At 63.5% G+C, this 17,703-nt stretch carries 19 protein-coding genes; 12 read left to right on the forward strand and 7 right to left on the reverse strand.

The features are described from left to right. From GOEFS_RS06930 to GOEFS_RS06950, 5 genes are all read right to left on the reverse strand, one after another. Positions 1 to 633, reverse strand: a 633-nt coding sequence (locus GOEFS_RS06930; protein ID WP_007317184.1) for a metal ABC transporter permease, incomplete at its 3' end; no start/stop codon positions are given. Next, positions 630 to 1,505 (reverse strand): metal ABC transporter ATP-binding protein, encoded by an 876-nt coding sequence (locus GOEFS_RS06935; RefSeq protein ID WP_007317185.1) that lies wholly within the window; start codon positions 1,503 to 1,505, stop codon positions 630 to 632. The genes GOEFS_RS06935 and GOEFS_RS06930, both read right to left, overlap by 4 nt. Beyond that, positions 1,502 to 2,404, reverse strand: a complete 903-nt coding sequence (locus tag GOEFS_RS06940; RefSeq protein ID WP_007317186.1) for a metal ABC transporter solute-binding protein, Zn/Mn family — start codon at positions 2,402 to 2,404, stop codon at positions 1,502 to 1,504. Before GOEFS_RS06940 ends, GOEFS_RS06935 begins: the two co-directional genes overlap by 4 nt. Before the next feature lie 80 nt (positions 2,405 to 2,484). Further along, positions 2,485 to 3,045 carry a TetR/AcrR family transcriptional regulator gene (locus GOEFS_RS06945; protein ID WP_007317187.1) on the reverse strand — a complete coding sequence of 187 codons (561 nt, stop codon included), beginning with the start codon at positions 3,043 to 3,045 and terminating at the stop codon, positions 2,485 to 2,487. Beyond that, complete coding sequence (locus GOEFS_RS06950; RefSeq protein ID WP_007317188.1) at positions 3,042 to 4,298, reverse strand: cytochrome P450; 1,257 nt, start codon at positions 4,296 to 4,298, stop codon at positions 3,042 to 3,044. The genes GOEFS_RS06945 and GOEFS_RS06950 overlap by 4 nt, the downstream gene beginning before the upstream one ends. 88 nt (positions 4,299 to 4,386) lie before the next feature. On the opposite strand from GOEFS_RS06950, the gene mshA reads away from it, so the two are divergent. The 8 genes from mshA (at position 4,387) to GOEFS_RS06990 (ending at position 12,097) form a co-directional block, all read left to right on the forward strand. Continuing rightward, positions 4,387 to 5,712 (forward strand): D-inositol-3-phosphate glycosyltransferase, encoded by a 1,326-nt coding sequence (gene mshA, locus GOEFS_RS06955; protein ID WP_040524669.1) that lies wholly within the window; start codon positions 4,387 to 4,389, stop codon positions 5,710 to 5,712. A 35-nt stretch (positions 5,713 to 5,747) separates the two neighbouring features. Beyond that, positions 5,748 to 6,293, forward strand: coding sequence for a type III secretion system chaperone family protein (locus GOEFS_RS06960; protein ID WP_007317190.1), 546 nt, complete (start codon positions 5,748 to 5,750; stop codon positions 6,291 to 6,293). A gap of 53 nt (positions 6,294 to 6,346) precedes the next feature. Beyond that, complete coding sequence (locus GOEFS_RS06965; RefSeq protein ID WP_007317191.1) at positions 6,347 to 7,957, forward strand: AMP-binding protein; 1,611 nt, start codon at positions 6,347 to 6,349, stop codon at positions 7,955 to 7,957. Between the two features lie 102 nt (positions 7,958 to 8,059). Then, positions 8,060 to 8,719 carry a DUF1361 domain-containing protein gene (locus GOEFS_RS06970; RefSeq protein WP_007317192.1) on the forward strand — a complete coding sequence of 220 codons (660 nt, stop codon included), beginning with the start codon at positions 8,060 to 8,062 and terminating at the stop codon, positions 8,717 to 8,719. Positions 8,720 to 8,732: 13 nt separating this feature from the next. Further along, positions 8,733 to 9,479, forward strand: a complete 747-nt coding sequence (locus GOEFS_RS06975) for a phosphoglyceromutase (RefSeq protein WP_040524670.1) — start codon at positions 8,733 to 8,735, stop codon at positions 9,477 to 9,479. An 89-nt stretch (positions 9,480 to 9,568) separates the two neighbouring features. After that, positions 9,569 to 9,889, forward strand: coding sequence for a GNAT family N-acetyltransferase (locus tag GOEFS_RS06980; RefSeq protein ID WP_040524679.1), 321 nt, complete (start codon positions 9,569 to 9,571; stop codon positions 9,887 to 9,889). Between the two features lie 145 nt (positions 9,890 to 10,034). Next, complete coding sequence (locus GOEFS_RS06985) at positions 10,035 to 11,411, forward strand: sensor histidine kinase (protein WP_007317195.1); 1,377 nt, start codon at positions 10,035 to 10,037, stop codon at positions 11,409 to 11,411. Then, the gene (locus GOEFS_RS06990; RefSeq protein WP_007317196.1) at positions 11,408 to 12,097 is read left to right on the forward strand and encodes a winged helix-turn-helix domain-containing protein; all 690 of its coding nucleotides are present in this window, start codon (positions 11,408 to 11,410) and stop codon (positions 12,095 to 12,097) included. The genes GOEFS_RS06985 and GOEFS_RS06990 overlap by 4 nt, the downstream gene beginning before the upstream one ends. Before the next feature lie 17 nt (positions 12,098 to 12,114). Here the strand turns inward: GOEFS_RS06990 and GOEFS_RS06995 are convergent, their stop codons facing one another. Both GOEFS_RS06995 and GOEFS_RS07000 read right to left on the reverse strand, forming a co-directional pair. Continuing rightward, positions 12,115 to 12,579: a GNAT family N-acetyltransferase gene (locus GOEFS_RS06995; RefSeq protein ID WP_007317197.1), complete on the reverse strand. Its 465-nt coding sequence runs from the start codon at positions 12,577 to 12,579 to the stop codon at positions 12,115 to 12,117. After that, the gene (locus tag GOEFS_RS07000) at positions 12,579 to 13,445 is read right to left on the reverse strand and encodes a DUF3109 family protein (RefSeq protein WP_007317198.1); all 867 of its coding nucleotides are present in this window, start codon (positions 13,443 to 13,445) and stop codon (positions 12,579 to 12,581) included. Before GOEFS_RS07000 ends, GOEFS_RS06995 begins: the two co-directional genes overlap by 1 nt. Positions 13,446 to 13,538: 93 nt before the next feature. On the opposite strand from GOEFS_RS07000, the gene GOEFS_RS07005 reads away from it, so the two are divergent. The 4 genes from GOEFS_RS07005 to GOEFS_RS07020 are packed head-to-tail and all read left to right on the forward strand — an operon-like array spanning position 13,539 to position 17,663. Further along, positions 13,539 to 14,501, forward strand: a complete 963-nt coding sequence (locus tag GOEFS_RS07005; protein ID WP_170323136.1) for a Ppx/GppA family phosphatase — start codon at positions 13,539 to 13,541, stop codon at positions 14,499 to 14,501. After that, positions 14,501 to 15,955, forward strand: a complete 1,455-nt coding sequence (locus GOEFS_RS07010; protein WP_007317200.1) for an Rv0497 family membrane protein — start codon at positions 14,501 to 14,503, stop codon at positions 15,953 to 15,955. The genes GOEFS_RS07005 and GOEFS_RS07010 overlap by 1 nt, the downstream gene beginning before the upstream one ends. After that, a complete protein-coding gene (locus tag GOEFS_RS07015) occupies positions 15,952 to 16,827 on the forward strand; it encodes a sugar phosphate isomerase/epimerase family protein (RefSeq protein WP_007317201.1) in 876 nt (291 codons plus the stop codon). Before GOEFS_RS07010 ends, GOEFS_RS07015 begins: the two co-directional genes overlap by 4 nt. Positions 16,828 to 16,832: 5 nt before the next feature. Further along, a complete protein-coding gene (locus GOEFS_RS07020; RefSeq protein WP_007317202.1) occupies positions 16,833 to 17,663 on the forward strand; it encodes a thioesterase family protein in 831 nt (276 codons plus the stop codon). Positions 17,664 to 17,703 lie beyond the last annotated feature (40 nt).

A 17,703-nucleotide genomic window follows, 5' to 3' on the forward strand; every position in this document is an offset into this window, starting at 1 on the left:
CACCAACAACGCACCGATGATCTGGACACCTTGTGCGCAGGCCAGTCCCATCAATACCGCGAAGACCATCGACAGTGTCTGCATCGGAACCCCCGCCGCCTGCGCGACCCGCGGATCTGAGCTGGCAAAAAGCAAGGGGCGGTAGATGATTGCCATGCCGATCAATACGACGACGGTGGTAATCGAGATAGCGGTCAGTCCGGCGGTCCCGACGCTGACGACCTGCCCGGTCAGCAGTGCGAATCCGGTGCCGGTCCGTCCATAGAGCGTCATAAATAGCACGGCCAGGCCCAAGCCAAAGGCCATGACGACGCCGATGACCGAATCTCGTTCGCGCGCACGGTTTCCCAGGAAGCCAAAGACGGCCGCGGCGATCACCGCGCCGATCACCCCGCCGACGTTGACGCTCACTCCGATGAACAAAGCGGCCGCCGCGCCCGTGATCGACAATTCGCTCACGCCGTGTACCGCGAACGACATTTGCCGAGCCACGATGATCGGTCCAAGGATGCCGCCGAGCAAGCCGAGTAGCGCGATGGCGAGCAGTGCCTGCTGCACAAAATCGCGGGAGAGAAGATCCATCGTCTGTTCGAAATTGCCGAACTGGCTCATCTGCGCCGCTGCCAGCGTCATCGGAGTTCAGCCCGATGCGTGGTGCGCAGTAGGGTCGCCTGATTATGTCCGGTCAGCGGTTCGCCGGTCAGGTCGTCGCAGTGATGCGAGTCCTCGCCGCCGATCACCAGCAACCGATCCTTCACGCGCACAACCTCAATGTCACGACCGTAGAGCGCCGAGAGCGTCTCGCTGGTCATCACTTCGTCGGGCGGACCGACCATAAATCGGCCCGACGACGCGCCGTCCTCGCCGGCCGCACCGCCCACGAGGTACAGCACCCGGTCGACATACGGGAGGATCGGATTGATCTCATGGGTCACGAAAACCACCGCGGTGTTAGCCGAGCGGCGTCGAGCATCAATCAACTCGACCACCAGCTGCTGATTGGCGGGGTCCAAACTCGACAACGGTTCGTCGCATAACAACAACGCGGGATCGCGTGTCAATGCCTGCGCCACGCGTAGCCGTTGCTGCTCGCCACCCGAAAGCAGGCCAAGCGGGGCGTCGGCGAAATGACGCGCGCCCACTTCGGCGAGTGCGTTGTCGACTAATTTTCGACGGCGGGCCCGACCGCGCCAGCCGATTCCCCAAGCGCTGCCGTCGACCCCGAAGCCGACCAAATCCCGGCCACGGATGGCCATCGGATCGGAGTCGTCGGCGTGCTGCTGGGGGATATAACCGATAGGTTCGGCGACGTCGAGCTCGCCGCCGGTCAGCCGAAGCTGACGTAGCAAGGTCCGTAGAAACGAGGTCTTACCCGAGCCGTTGGGCCCCAAGACAGCGATGAACTCACCGGGCGCGATGTCCAGGTCGAGTTCACGCCACAACGTCCGCGATCCAAAGGCCAAGTGGCCGTTGCGAATCCGGACTACGGAGAGGGCTGAGCTCACGCCCCGACCGCTTTGGCGATGGCGTCGATCTGCGCCGTTTGCCACGCGACGTAGTCGGTGGTGCCGTCGGGCAGTGTTTCGGTGAGTTTCACGACTGGAACATTAGTCTTCTGCGCGGTGGCGAGGATCGCTTCGGTCACCGAATCCACCGCCTGGGTGTTGTACAGCAGCGCGTGGACCTCGTGTCGGGTCAACAGGTCCTCGAATGTCGCGCGATCGGCTGCCGACGGTGACTGCCCCTCTTCGACGGCGGCGGTGAAGCCGGCGGGCGCGGCGTCGACGAGCCCGGCGTCGGTGAGCAGGTAGGTGGCCAGGGGCTCGGTCTGCGCCACCTTGGTACCGCCCCGACTCTTCTTGATCGCGGCGAGTTTTGCCGTCAGGCCGTCGATACTCGAGTTGAATTTCTGCGCATTGGCGCGATACGCGCCGGCATTCTTCGCATCCTTCGCGGCGAGCGCCTCGGCGAGTTTGCCCGCTACCGTACGCACGACGGTGAGGTTGTAGAAGACGTGTTCATTCACCTCGCCTTCCTTCACGGCGCGTACCGACTCGGGCAACTGCTCGAAGGCGTTGATCACCGTGGCGTCGTCGGCCTTGGGGGCCGATTCCAGGTACTGGTCGTAATGTCCGCCATTGAGTAGAACGATGCCTGCGTCGGCGACCTTGGCGGTATCGCTCGGCGACGGTTCGAATTCGTGGGGATCGGCGCCCGGTGTGTTGAACAGGGTGGTCACCGCCGCGTGGTCGCCAGCGATGGCCGAAGCCACCGAACCCCACACGTCGGTCGACGTCACGATGGTCGGTTCGCCGTTCGACGTCGAGTCGCCACCACCGCACGCGGTCAGGGCGAGGGTCGTCGAAGCCAGGATCGCGGTGATCGCCACCAGGGTGCGTCGCACTGTGTCTCCATCGTTGTCGCAAATGAAAATCGTTACCGACAACTGTAGACGAGTTCGGCGCGACGCGAAAATTGAGCGGTTTAGAGCACGGGCAACACGAAAGCGCGGAGCAGTTGTTCTTCAGCTGCCGGAGATTCACCGGGACTTGTCAGCAGCGAGACAATCACCCGGACCAGCCATTGAGCACGTAGATGACCGTTCGGTGTGCTCGACGATCCGCCGAGGAAGTCGGCGACTAGGTGCTCGACCGCTGGTGAGATAAGCGCGAGGTCGGTTGCGGTACCCGCAGCATCGGGGGTGAACCAGGCGAGCAATGCCGGATTCGCGCGCACCCCGGCCAGTGCTGTGGTGATTGCGACGATGACTCGCTCGTCGCCGACCGCCTCGCCGACCGCGTCGGCGACTTGGCGTGCGACCTGCCGCGAGACGCGGTCGACATACGCGAGCTGCAATGCTTCGCGGCTGGGGAAGTAGCGATACAGCGTTGCCCGCGAACAGCCGACGGCGGTGGCTACCTGCCGCATGGTCACGGCATTGACGCCGTCGTCGACGAATAGCCGTTCGGCGATATCGAGGATGCGGCCGGCCGCGAGTTCGGCGCGCTCGCCCGCGAGCCAGTCCGATCGCTCTGTGGAGGTCATCGCTTTCCGTTGGGGTAGAACGGCACGTACAGCGGGCGTCGAACATAGTTGCCGTCCGCCCATTCGATCGAATCGGAGTCGACGGCGAAATACGGAAATCGGGCCAGTACCTCGGTCAACGCGACGCGCGCCTGCATCCGGGCGGCGGCTGCTCCGAGACAATGGTGGTTGCCGTGGCTGAAGGTCATGATGTTTCGCGGACGTCGGGTGACGTCGAGGTGTTCGGCGTCGTCGCCGAACCAGTCCGGATCACGATTCGCCGAGCCGTAACAGAGCAGCACTTTGCTGTCGGCGGGGATGGTGACCGGCCCCGCTGGAGTGTCGGGGTAGACGACGTCGCGGGTGGTAGTGCGGGCGAGCCCCTGGACGGGTGAGGTCAGCCGGAGGAGTTCGTCGATCGCACCGCCGAGGAGGTCGGGATCGTCGAGCAGGAGTTGCCGCTGCTGCGGATATCGATGCAGCAGGTCGACGCTGCCGCCGAGCATGCCGGTGGTGGTGTCGTTGCCGCCGGCGACCATCGTGAAGGTGAACGCCAAGATGGACAACATGCCCGATGGGTCGGCGGGATCGTCGGCAAGGCCCGCGGAGACGAGCTGGGACACGGTGTCCTCGCCCGGATTGTCTTTACGAAACGCGACGAGTTCGCCGAAGTAGGCGAGTAGTTCCATCGTCGCCTCACCGGCGGTACCGATGGCGTCGGCAAGGCCGCCGGTACCCGACGTCGCGCCGACGATGGATTGGGTCCAGCCGTCGAATCGTCCCCAATCCTCTTCTGGCACACCAAGATAATGCGCAACCACCATAGACGGTAGTGGTTTGAAGAGTTCCCCGACGATGTCGGCGGGTCCGTCGGAATCGAGGGCCGATAGGCGCGTCACGACGAATTCGCGCACCTTGGGTTCGATCTCGCTGACCTGTCGCGGGGTGAATCCACGAGCGACGAGTTTGCGGAATTGCGTGTGCTTGGGCGGGTCGAGCATGACCATCGGGGGATTGTCGGCCATGCCGATCGCTTCAATCTCGCCGCGGACCACGGTCAGGCCCTGCGCCGAGGAAAAAGTTGCCGGGTCATCGGCCGCGGCGAGGACATCCGCGTGCCGGGTGAGCACCCAGAAATCGTCGGAATCATCGTTGCCGTCGACATGATGGATTGGATCGTGTGCACGCAGATTCGCATACATCGGAAACGGATCGCGCCAGGTCTGCGCGGACCGGAGGGTGTAGCCGGCATCGTGCGACAGATCTAAGGTCATGTATGGATAGTGAGACACTTTGATGAAAGTGTCAAGCGTGGCGCCGACGCCATGATTAGCGCGCGTGGAGCGTGGCTACTCTGGACCCATGTCCCTTCCCGCCCGACCGCGTCGCGTCGCGCTGATCTCGGTGCACACCTCACCGTTGGCGCAGCCGGGGATGGGCGATGCGGGTGGGCTGAACGTGTATGTCGCCCAGACCGCGCAGCGGCTGGCCAAACATGGCATCGAGGTGGAGATCTTCACCCGCGCGACGTCGTCGACGCAGCCGCCGATCGAATATCCGCAGCCCGGTGTGCTGGTGCGCAATATCGCGGCCGGGCCGTATGAAGGACTCGACAAGCGAGACCTTCCCGCCCAACTCTGTGCGTTCGCCGCCGGTGTGCAGCGAGCCGAGGCCACCCAGCGTCCCGGATATTACGACCTCGTACATTCGCATTATTGGCTGTCCGGCCAGGTCGGTTGGCTGGTCCGCGATCGGTGGGGAGTGCCGCTGGTGCATACCGCTCACACCCTGGCCGCGGTGAAGAACGCGTCCCTAGCGGAGGGCGATACCGCCGAACCGATGCTTCGGGTAATCGGTGAGCAGCAGGTCATCGACGAGGCCGATCGGTTGGTTGCCAACACGGAAACCGAAGCGTCGCAACTTGTTTCGCTGTACCACGCGGATCCGTCGCGAATCGACGTCGTGACTCCGGGAGCCGACCTGGATTGCTATTCGCCGGGATCGCGCGAAGCCGCGCGGGCCGCGTTGGGTATCGCGGCGGACGAGACCGTGGTGACCTTCGTCGGACGTATCCAACCGCTCAAGGCGCCCGATGTGCTGCTGTCGGCTGCCGCGCCGATCATCGCGGCCGCGGGTCGTGGTGAGCGACCGAAGTTACGCGTGCTTGTCGTCGGCGGGCCGTCGGGCAGTGGTTTGGAGAAGCCGACCGCGCTTATCGACCTCGCTGCCCAGTTGGGTATCGCCGACGCCGTGACCTTCTTGCCGCCGCAACCACCGTCGGCGCTGACCAATGTCTACCGCGCCTCGGATGTTGTTGCGGTGCCGAGTTATTCGGAAAGTTTCGGCCTGGTGGCAATCGAGGCTCAGGCGTGTGGGATCCCGGTGATCGCGGCCGACGTCGGCGGATTGGGCGTAGCCGTCGACAATGGCCGTACCGGGGTCCTGGTCGCTGGCCATGCGATCGGGGATTGGACCAACGCGCTGGAGAAGTTGCTCGACCAGCCGGCTGAACGTGCCGAGATGGGGCACGCTGCTCATAAGCATGCGCAACAGTTCTCGTGGGATCACACCGCGGATCAATTGTTGGACAGCTACGCCAGTGCGATGCGCAGTTTTGCCGCCGCGCATGGGACTGAGCGCAGTCGCCGACGTTGGCTACGGCGTCGGCTCACGCGGGCCAGCGTGTGAGGTAAACCCGCGAAACTGATTGGGAGACAACTGTTATGGCGTCGACTATCGAAAATCTCGTAATGATCCTCGATGACCGGGGGATCGACTACGCGCGAAAAGGATCGGGTGACGGCAAAGCCGACCACGTCGTGCTCGAACTCCCCGGCGAGCGAAAGCTCAAGACAACCGTTTTGCTAACCGCGGGTGTGCATGGCGTGCGCGTCGAAGCGTTCGTCTGTCGGCATGCCGACGAGAATTTCGAGGGCGTGTTCCGCTACTTGCTCAAACGCAACCGTCGGCTCTACGGGGTGGCCTACACGATCGACAACGTCGGTGACATCTACCTGGTTGGGCAGATATCCGAGGATGCGTTGACCGCGGACGAGATCGACCGCGTGCTGGGCCAGGTCCTGGAAGCGGCCGACGGAGACTTCAATCCGTTGCTGGAGTTGGGTTTTCATACTTCGATTCGCCGCGAGTGGGCGTGGCGGTCGTCGCGGGGGGAGCCGCTGCATAACTTGAAGGCGTTCGAGCACCTCATCGACAAGGAAACGATGCCGGCGAAGGGTGAGCCGGTGCCAGAAATGTACCGATCGTGATCTGACTCTCCTAACGAGTATTGATAGGATCGCTGCAGTCAACTGGAGGTGTCATGAGTTTTCGCAGTCCCTATCCCGACGTCGAGATTCCCAACGTCAGTGTCTACGAGTACCTGTTCGGCAATATCGCGGAGGGTGATCTCGATCGCGTCGCGCTGATCGACCCGAAAGCTGGCGACGGCGGCGGCAAGACCACCTACCGGCAATTGATCGGCCAGATCGATGCCGCCGCAGGAGCGTTGGCGGCCAAGGGGATTGGCGTCGGCGACGTGGTGGGGCTGCTCTCGCCGAACATCCCGGCGTTCGCCACCGTGTTCCACGGCATCCTGCGTGCCGGGGCGTCGGCGACCACGATCAACGCGCTGTTCACCGCCAACGAGATCGCCAAACAGCTGCGTGACTCCAAAGCCATTGCGCTGGTGACGATTTCGCCGATGTACGCACAGGCCGCCGAAGCTGCCAAAGAGGTCGGCATCGCCGACGAGAACCTGATCGTCCTCGACGGTGAGGGGCTGGCAGCGTCCGGACACCCCAATGCGGCCGATCTGCTGGGACCCAATCATCCTGCGCCGCAAGTGGATTTCGACCCGGCCACGCATATCGCGGCATTGCCGTATAGCTCGGGTACCACCGGCAACCCCAAAGGTGTGATGCTCAGTCATACCAACTTGGTTGCCAACGTCGCGCAGATCCGTGAGCTGCAAGGGATGAAGCCCGACGACGTGATCATCGCGGTGCTGCCGTTCTTTCATATTTACGGCATGACGGTCCTGCTCAACGCGGCGCTGCGAGCGCGGGCCAGCCTCGTCATCATGCCGCGGTTCGACCTTGTCGAATTCTTGGAGAATATCCAAAACTTCAAGGTCACCAATGCCTACATCGCGCCGCCGGTCGCTGTCGCGCTGGCGAAGCACCCCGTCATCGACAATTACGATCTGTCGTCGCTGACGGTGATGATGTCGGGCGCCGCACCGCTCGACGACGAACTCGGCAAGGCCGTCGCCAAGCGACTCGACCTGCATATGCTGCAGGGCTACGGCATGAGTGAACTCTCGCCGGTCAGTCACCTCATTCCGCATGACATGTCGGTGCTCGGGTTGCCGGAGCCGCCACTGTCGTCGACCGGCTGGGCCATTCCGAATACTGAGAACAAGGTCGTAGATCCGGCGACCGGCGAAGATTTGGCGTTACCGACCGAGGGACTGTCCGAGCCCGGCGAGTTGTGGGTCAAGGGCCCCAACGTGATGCTCGGTTACCTGGGAAATGACCAGGCGACCGCGGACACCATCGACGCCGACGGCTACCTGCATACCGGTGACCTCGCGCAGGTCGATCCGACCGGCTGCGTGTTCATCGTCGACCGGCTCAAAGAGCTGATCAAGTACAAGGGCTACCAGGTGCCGCCGGCCGAATTGGAAGCGCTACTGCTGACCAATCCGAAGATCGCCGATGCCGCCGTGATCGGTGCGAACGACGCCGATGGCGAGGAGGTGCCCAAGGCGTTCGTCGTGGCACAGCCCGGTGCGGAACTGACCGCCGACGAGGTCATCGGCTTCGTCGCCGAGAAAGTGGCACCGCACAAGAAGGTTCGTATCGTCGAGTTCATCGAAGCGATTCCCAAGTCGGCATCGGGCAAGATCCTGCGCAAGGATCTGCGCAAGTAGGGAACTGATCTGCTGGAACTGTCCCCCTCACGGGAGTAGGCGCTATATCGCCGGCCGCGCTCGTGATGGGGACAGTTCCAGCAGTAGGGCACACTTGGTCGGATGACCATTCACCGAGCGGTTCTGGGTTTGTCGCTGCTGGCGACCACTGCGCTGACTGTCGTCCTGGGGATCACCGATCCCGCGACGCCGCTGTATTACCCGAGCCGATTTCTCATTTGGAATCTTTTCCTCGCCTGGATACCGATATTCTTCGCGGTCGGATTCGCGACGGTCCGCTCGCGCGGTTGGCTGATTCCACTTGGCTTGGGCTGGTTGGCATTTCTGCCGAATTCGCCCTACCTGGTCACCGACCTCGTCCACCTGCGTGAGGGCTATGACCTGTGGCGGCATGTGCTGCAGTACGGATTCGCCGCATGGACCGGGATCATCCTCGGGGTGGTGTCGATGTTGTTGGTACATCGACGGGTGGCACGGGAATTCGGGCCGGTCGCGGGCTGGGGCACCGTGGTCGTATCGGTTGGACTGTGTGCGGTCGGCGTGGTGATAGGGCGCTTTCAGCGGTGGAATTCGTGGGATCTGGTGACCCGGCCGAATTCGGTTGTCGCACAGACGATGGACTGGGTGAGGTCGCCATTCGCGCATGTCCAGTCGACCGGCGTCGCGGTGGCGGTGGCTTGTTTCTTCGGATTAGCGTATCTGACGATCTGGGCGCTGGCGTCGTCGGACGGCAGTGGGCGCGGCAAGCAAATCGAATTATGAGAAACTACTGGCCATGAGCAACGGCACCTTGATCCTCATGCGGCACGGCGAAAGCGAATGGAACGCGTCGAATCAGTTCACCGGCTGGGTGGACGTCGCGCTGACCGAAAAGGGGAAGGCCGAAGCGGTACGCGGCGGCGAACTACTGGTCGAACATGACCTCCTGCCCGACGTTCTTTACACATCGCTGCTGCGTCGTGCGATCTCCACCGCGCAAATCGCGTTGGATGCCGCTGATCGGCACTGGATCCCCGTCGTGCGCGACTGGCGGCTCAACGAGCGCCACTACGGTGCCCTCCAGGGACTCAATAAAGCCGAGACCAAGCAGAAATACGGCGATGAACAGTTCATGCTGTGGCGTCGTAGCTACGACACTCCGCCGCCAGCCATCGATCCGGCTGACGAGTACAGCCAGACCAATGATCCGCGCTACGCGGACCTCCCCGCGGTCCCGCTCACTGAATGCCTCAAAGATGTTGTGACACGGCTTATTCCGTACTTCGAGTCCGATATCGCCGCCGATCTGCGCGCGGGTAAGACCGTTCTCATCGCCGCCCACGGCAATTCGTTGCGAGCGTTGGTGAAATATCTCGACAACATTTCCGACGCCGACATCGCCGAGCTGAACATCCCGACCGGCAACCCCCTGGCGTACAACCTCGACGACAACCTGAAGCCGCTCAACCCCGGTGGTACATACCTCGACCCCGAGGCCGCAGCGGCCGGGGCAGCGGCGGTTGCCGCGCAGGGCGGCAAATAGCCCCGCGGATCTGGTGGGTGGCGCATCGGCGATTGGTCTTACTCCATTGACATGGCAGTCGCACTGTGACGCGCGCTACTGTGGAATACATGGCAGAGATCGGGACTTTGCAGTTCAAACATTCGCCAGGTCAAGAACGGTACGAGGCATATCTTCTTGACGAGGACGGCCTGCCGACCGAGCGGGTCGGCTACGTCGACTATGTCGCGGAGGTCGAGCAGATCGTATTGACGCACACCGTCGTGCCGGAGCGTTATGCCGGACAAGGCATCGCCGGGCAACTCGTGAAATATGTCCTCGACGACGTGCGTGCGTCGGGTAAGCGGATCGTCCCGGTGTGTACCTATGTACGGAGTTACATCAAGCGTCATCCCGAATACGCCGACCTAGCCGTCCCCGTCCCGCAATAGCGGGCGTTGACCCGCGCGACCTGGTCAAATAGGTACCAGGATTTCCCTCGCCGGACGTCGAATATGGTCGAACAGTTCGTGAACAGTCACCGAACAACGTTGCTCCCGGCGCGATCTGGCGTTCAACACGTCGTAAGCTGAATTTGTGACCGTTGCTTGGGTAATTGCGGCGATCGCACCGGCTTTGTTGTTTGGTGTGTTCATCGGGTGGGTGGTGTTCGGCCGCTCGCGTGGTGATTCGACACCAGCCGTCGAGGAATTGTCGGCTACTCCGCCTTCCGCGACGTATTCCACCGCTGCCCAAGCACCCGCGGTAACCCCGAGTACGGCGCTGATCTGCCCCGGCTCGGACGCGATCGTTACCGAGACCCCGGATGGCCGGATGACGCGAGCGGCGATGCTCAATCTCATCGTCGCGGAGTCGGAGACGGCCGTCGCCGTGGTCGACGAGTATCGGGATGTGGTGCTGCATAACGACCGTGCGGTCGAACTCGGCCTGGTCAATGATCATTTACTCGCCGATGACGTCTGGGAGTACGCCGAGCACGTTGTGCACACCGGTGAGGATGCTCGACTCGAGTTCACGCCTCCGCTGATGAGCGGCGGATTCGTGGCGACCGGTCGGGCTCCCGGGCGGCCGGTGGAAGCGGTGCGCTGCCTGGTTCGGTTGGTGGAGCAGAACAAAGAACGCTATGCCGTGGTCTACGGCTCGGATGACTCGGAGAATCTTCGGGTCGAAGCGACGCGACGCGATTTTGTCGCGAATGTGTCGCATGAGCTCAAGACACCGGTCGGTGCGATCGGGCTGCTGACCGAAGCGCTGTTGGAGTCGGCGGACGACCCCGAGACGGTTACGCATTTCGGCCGCCGGGTGGGCGCCGAGGCAACGCGGTTGGGCAATATGGTCACCGAGCTGATCGCCCTGTCGCGACTGCAGGGTGGCGAGACATCGGCTTTCGAATCCGTCGATGTCGACACCCTGATCTCCGATGCCGTCGCCAATGCGCAGATCAGCGCCGAGGCCGTGGACATCACACTCTCGGTCGATGAACCGTCCGAACTCAGCGTCGTCGGTGACCGGATGTTGCTGCTCACCGCGCTGAACAATCTGATCGCGAATGCGATTGCCTACTCGTCGCAGAAGACCACGGTCTCGGTCAGCCGGCGGGTTACCGTCATCGACGGGCGGCCGGTGGTCGCGATCGCGGTGACCGATCGCGGTATCGGCATCGCCCCTGCCGATCAGCAACGCGTCTTCGAACGATTCTTCCGCGTCGACAAGGCGCGCTCGCGCGTCACCGGCGGCACGGGACTCGGTCTGGCCATCGTCAAACATGTGGCCGCGAACCACGACGGCACGATCTCGTTGTGGAGTAAACCCGGCACCGGGTCGACATTCACGTTGTCGGTGCCGCAAGACCTCGCCGGAACTGCCGGCGGCCCGGAAAACTCCGAGACGGAGGCCGACGTCGAACGCCGGTCCGGGGCAACCAACGTACAAACAAAGGAACTCACTCGGTGACCCACGTTCTGATCGTCGAAGATGAGGAATCATTGGCCGATCCGCTGGCCTTCCTGCTCCGCAAGGAGGGATTTGAAGCAAGCATCGTCAATGACGGCGCGCAAGCGCTGACCGTCTTCGACCGCGTCAACCCCGACATCGTGCTGCTCGATCTGATGTTGCCGGGAATGTCCGGCACGGAGGTGTGCAAGGCGTTGCGTCAGCGCTCAGCGGTGCCGGTAATCATGGTGACCGCGCGCGATACCGAAATCGACAAAGTGGTTGGCCTGGAACTCGGCGCCGACGATTACGTCACCAAGCCGTATTCGGCCCGGGAGCTGATCGCGCGTATCCGTGCGGTCTTGCGACGCGGCGCCGACGCCGGATTTGAGGATGACCTGACTATCGGAGTCCTCGACGCCGGCCCGGTCCGGATGGATGTGGAGCGCCATACCGTCGCGGTCCACGGACAGTCGATTACGTTGCCGCTCAAGGAATTTGACCTCCTCGAATATCTCATGCGCAATGCCGGCCGGGTGCTCACGCGCGGCCAGTTGATCGACCGCGTGTGGGGCGCCGACTACGTCGGCGACACCAAGACGCTCGATGTGCACGTCAAGCGGCTCCGGTCGAAAATCGAACCCGACCCCGGTAACCCCAAACACCTGGTAACCGTGCGCGGGCTCGGTTACAAACTCGAGGGATAGGTCGCCGGGCGCAGGTCTCACAAAGTCTTGCGAAACCACAACTCCGCGTAGGGATTGTCGTTATAGGGGGTGGTCTGCGCATAGCCGGAGGATCGATAGAGCGCGATGGCCTCGGTCAAGCTCGCGTGGGTGTCGAGCAGAACTGACGTGCGTCCCGACGCGGCGACGTAATCCTCTGCGGCACTGAGTAATCGGCGGGCGAGGCCGATGCCGCGCGCTCGTGGATCTACCCACATGCGCTTGATCTCGGCGGAGTCGTCGTCGATGAAACGTACCCCCACGATGCCGCGCGCCTCGTCGTCGACATGCGCGACGAACAGCATGCCCTGCGGCGGCGTCAGATCGGTTGGCGACACATTCGTGTCGAAGCCGCCCGGAAACCGTTGGCGCAGTTCAGCGATGTAGGAGGCGAGACATGTGCGGGCGCCGGCGTCGTCGACAGGCCTGGTCTCGACGGTGATAAGCGGGCTGGTCGACGTCATTACGTCTCCTCGGTGAGCACTTCGTATTTACCGTCGACACTCGAATGGCTGCGAGCCGCCGCAGTAGCCGGATGAACCGCTATGAGTCCCAACCCATTTCGGCGACGGCATGCCTGTGCCAGGACGTCGTAGGCCGGAGCGCCGAGTAGTTCGGTCAGTTCCGGTCCATACGATTCCCAGACCTGTTTGGCTCCGACATGCGCATCCGGTGAACCTGAGCAGTACCACTTGAGATCATGGCCGCCCTCGCCCCAGCCGCGCCGGTCGTATTCGGTGATCGTCGTCTGTAGGACTTCGGTGCCGTCCGGTCGCTCGACCCAGGATTGCTCGCGGCGCATCGGAAGTTGCCAGCACACATCGGGTTTCACGGTGAGCGGTTCGATCCCCTTACGCAACGCCATCGAATGCAGTGCGCAGCCCGCGCCGGCCGCGAAGCCGGGCCGGTTCAGGAATATGCACGCGCCCTTGTGCTTACGCGTTTTCAGGGCTGGTTCGTCGTCCAGCTCGTCCTCGGTGAGGTAGCCGCGTTTGCCGACCGGGTTTGTGCCGCTGCCCTTTTCGTAGAATTGCCAGTCGTCGGGGGTCAACTGGGCGACACCGTGCGCGAGGCGCTTGCGGTCGTCTTTGTCGGACAGATACGCGCCGTGACTGCAGCAACCGTCGTCGTCGCGGCCATCGAGGATGCCCTGACAGGCCGGCGTGCCAAAGACGCAGGTCCAGTGCGAGAGCAGCCAGGTGAGGTCGGCGCGGATCATATGGTCGGCGTTAGCCGGATCGGCGAATTCGTACCACTCTCGCGGAAAGTCGAGGTCGACTTCGGGAGCGGGCAGGTCAGTAGGGGTATGCGCGGGCGACTGCACGTACACAACGGTAGACCGGCTAGCCAAACTCAGCGCGACGGCGGGCCGATTCGTATACCGCGTTACGCGAGATTGCCATCACGCACTAAGTTCATAGTCGTGCGTATTGGAGTGCTCGATGTGGGCAGCAACACGGTACATCTGTTGGTTGTCGACGCTCACCGCGGCGGACACCCAACGCCGATGTCCTCAACCAAATCGGTTCTACGGCTGGCCGAGCACATCGATACCAACGGCAGACTCTCCGACGCGGCCGCGAGCCGCCTGGTGGAATCGGTCGGCGAATTCACGCATATCGCGCGTACATCCGGGTGTGAAGAGGTGACCGCCTTCGCCACGTCGGCGGTACGCGACGCGACCAACAGCGGTGCCGTACTGGCCGCGGTCGCCAAAGAAACCGGCGTAGACGTGGAAGTACTCACCGGCACCGACGAAGCGCGGATCACCTCGCTCGCGGTGCGCCGTTGGTACGGGTGGAGCGCCGGGCGCATCCTGGCCCTCGACATCGGCGGCGGCTCGCTGGAGATGTCGAACGGCGTCGACGAGGAACCCGACGTCGCGTTGAGCTTGCCGCTGGGCGCTGGACGGCTGACTCGGGAGTGGTTACCCGGTGACCCGCCCGACCGTCGTCGGATCGCGGTGTTGCGTGATTGGCTCGACGCCGAACTCAAGCCCGCCGCCAAAGAATTAGCCGAGGCCGGTCGCCCCGACCTCGCGGTCGGATCGTCGAAGACCTTCCGCAGCCTCGCCCGGCTGACCGGTGCGGCTCCGTCGAGTGCTGGCCCGCGGGTGAAACGCCAACTCACCACGAGCGGATTGCGGCAGCTGATCGCGTTTATCTCGCGGATGACCCGGGCCGATCGCGCCGACCTGGAAGGTGTCAGCTCCGATCGAGCTGGGCAACTCGTTGCCGGCGCGTTGGTTGCCGAGGCCGCAATGCGCGCTCTTGAAATAGATACACTGGAAATCTGTCCATGGGCGCTGCGTGAGGGTGTGATCTTGCGGCGGCTCGATCAACAACCACCGGATCGCCTAGTAGTAGTGAATGGAGACACAGCTTGATGGCGCAGGATCCAGAATCACGACCGATCTCAGTCTCGGAGCTCTTGGCGCGCAGTCGTCGGGAAGCCGGGGACGAGGAGACCACGTCAACGACGTCGGGGCGAACCGGCTCGGGTCGTCGTCGGGTCGGGCGTGACGGGTCGATTTCGGTCGCCGAAATCACTGGCGAGATCCCCAAGATCACCGGCCCAGAGCCGACGAGTTCGCAGCCGCGGTCGTCGTCCCCCTATGTCTCACCTGGTGAATCGGCATTTCCTCGTTCGTCGGCGCCGGCTCCGACGTCGGGGGCCGCGCGTACCGCCAGCGGTATGCCGCCGGTCCCACCACGCCCGCAGACGTCGAATCCGGCCGACGCCCAGACAGATGTAACGCCGGTCGTCGATTCGCCCGCACTCGATCTGCCCGCTTCCGAGGTGCCCGCGCCCGCTTCGCCGCAGACCAATTCGCCGCAGGTTGATTCGCCCCAGACGCGAGATTTCAATGCCACCGCGATCACCGGGATCATTCCGGTTGTCGACGAGAACGCACCCGATGACGACGACCTCGACTTCGAGGCGTACCGCAATTTCGCCGACTACGAGACCGGTGAACCCGCGGCCACCGGCAAGAAGGCCAAGCCGGCGAAGGCGAAGTCAGAAAAGCCGAAGAAGGCCAAACGTGGGCTGTTCGGGCGGAAGAAGAAATCCGCCGACACCGAACCGGCGGCGGATACACTGGCTGTCGTCGAACCAGAATCCGATGCGTCGAATGATCAGATCCCGGCGATCCGGCCCAGCGTCGCCGCATCGGAGCCGGGTCCCGCGATCGTGCCGAGCGTTCGACGGTCAGCGCCCGCACCGGTTGATGCCGATGCTGACAGCGGTCCAGCGATTACGCCGCATGTCGTCGCGCGCACGCCGGTAACCGACCAGCCGAAACAACCCGCGCCATCGACGCCCGAGGCACCTGAGCTGGCGACTGACGACACACAGGAAATCAGTGTCGTGCGCAGCGTGACGCCGTCGGTGACGCCGGCGATCACCCCGTCGAAGAGTTTCACCGAGCCGGCGATTACCCCATCGTCGGCACCGGCTGAGCCTGAGCCAGAAGAGCCCGCGCATAACATTCGCACTTCGCTGCGCAAGGCGATCACCGACGACACCGAAGCCGGTCCGATCCCGGACGAGGCGCCGCTCAACAGCAAACATTCGCCGCTGGTTCAGTGGCTGTTGCTGATTGGTCAATGCGTCGTCGGGTTGGCCATCGGAGCCGGGTTGTTCTGGGGATTCACCGAGCTGTGGAAGTGGAGCGTAATCTTCGCGCTGGTGCTGGCCGCGGTTGTGATCTTCGGCATTGTGACGTTGGTACACGTCGTGCGGCGCAGGCATGATCTCGTTAGCACATTGCTCGCGTTGGGTGTTGGGCTGATCGTGACGATCGGTCCGCTGGTATTGCTGGCATCATCTTCTACGTGACACCTCGCTCAGAGATCCCCATCGGGCTGTCGACGGCCTCGGTTTACCCGCAAAACACCGAAGCCGCCTTTGCCTACGCAGCCGAACTCGGCTACGACGGCGTCGAATTGATGGTGTGGGGCGAGCCGGTCAGTCAAGACATCTCCCACGTCGAATATCTCTCGCAGCGGTATCAAGTTCCGGTGCTGTCGGTACACGCGCCGTGTCTGCTCATCTCCCAGCGCGTGTGGGGTCGCGACCCGATGGTGAAATTGGCGAAATCGGTTGCCGCGGCCGAAGATCTGGGCGCGCCGACCGTCGTCGTGCATCCACCGTTTCGATGGCAGCGGAACTACGTCGCGGCCTTCGACGACCTGGTCGGCGAGCTCGAATCCGACAGCGGTATCGCCGTCGCCGTCGAGAATATGTTTCCGATGCGAGCCGACCGCCTATTCGGGGCGGGGGACCGTTCGATCAAGCGGCTCAATGCGCGCGGCGGCGGTCCGGGAGCCAGCGCATCGGCGTTCGGCAAGTCGATCGATCCAACCGACGACGGTTACGACAACTACACGCTCGACCTTTCGCATACCGCGACCGCGGGTGCCGACGCCCTCGCGATGCTCGGCCGGATGGCCGACGGCCTGCAGCATCTACATCTGACCGACGGTCACGGTGCTGCCACCGACGAACACCTCATCCCGGGCGACGGCGGCCAGCCGTGCGTCGAAGTCTGTCGGCGTATCGCCGAAAGTGACTTCGACGGTGCGGTTGTGCTCGAAGTGACGACGAGTTCGGCCCGGACCAAACCGGAGCGTGCGGAGATGTTGGCACGGTCGTTGGACTTCGCCCGTACACACCTGCGCCGGGAACCGGCGCCTGGCACGAAAAGGTAGGGCCGGTGGCGACGCTGCTGTCTTCGTTACTCGATTTCTCCCGGTTGGACTCCGCTGAAGGCACATCGACCTTCACCACGACCATCGACGCCGCATTCACTATCGGGCCGAAAGTCCACGGTGGATCATTGCAGATGGTCTCCGCGCGGGCTGCCGCGTTGGCTCTCGTCGACGTCATGCCCGACGTCGACGACATCCATCCGCTGGCGGTGACCAGCAACTATCTCAGCGCACCCGACCCCGCCGAGGTCACCTTGGCGACCCGGGTACGGAAGACCGGCCGAACCGTGTCGGTCATCGACGTCGACGTCGTGCAGAACGATCGGACGATGGTGACCAACTCGGTCGTTCTGGGCCGGCTCGACTCCGGCGACACCCATTTCTCGACGCGGACCGGCCTGCACGACCTGCCGGCCGAGCCGCCGGCCGACAGCCTGCACGTTGGCGACACGCCGATGGCCGACATCATGCACCTGTCCGCGGCACTCGACGTCGCGCTCGACCGGGAGTCGTTCGCCGCGGTACGCGGTGAGCGGGCCGACCCGGTGTTCCGCGGCTGGGCACGGCCGAAAGACGCCGAGCCCGACCTCGATTTCACGACCCTCATCTGCGATATCTCGCCGCCGGTCGTGATGAATCTCGGTTTATTCGGCTGGGCGCCGACGGTGCAACTGAGCACCTATCTGCGCAGGCATCCCGCGCCGGGCTGGTTGCGGTACCAGTCGTCGTCGACTGAGGTCGGGCGCGGCATGTTCGAAGAGGACCACCTAGTCATCGACTCGGCAGGTACGGTCGTCGCACAGTCCCGCCAGCTCGCGCTCATCCCGAATGGCTGAGGGCGCCGCCGGGGTACACACGACTTCATTCGCAGTGAAA

It is taken from the genome of Gordonia effusa NBRC 100432, assembly GCF_000241305.1.
GTDB lineage: Bacteria > Actinomycetota > Actinomycetes > Mycobacteriales > Mycobacteriaceae > Gordonia > Gordonia effusa.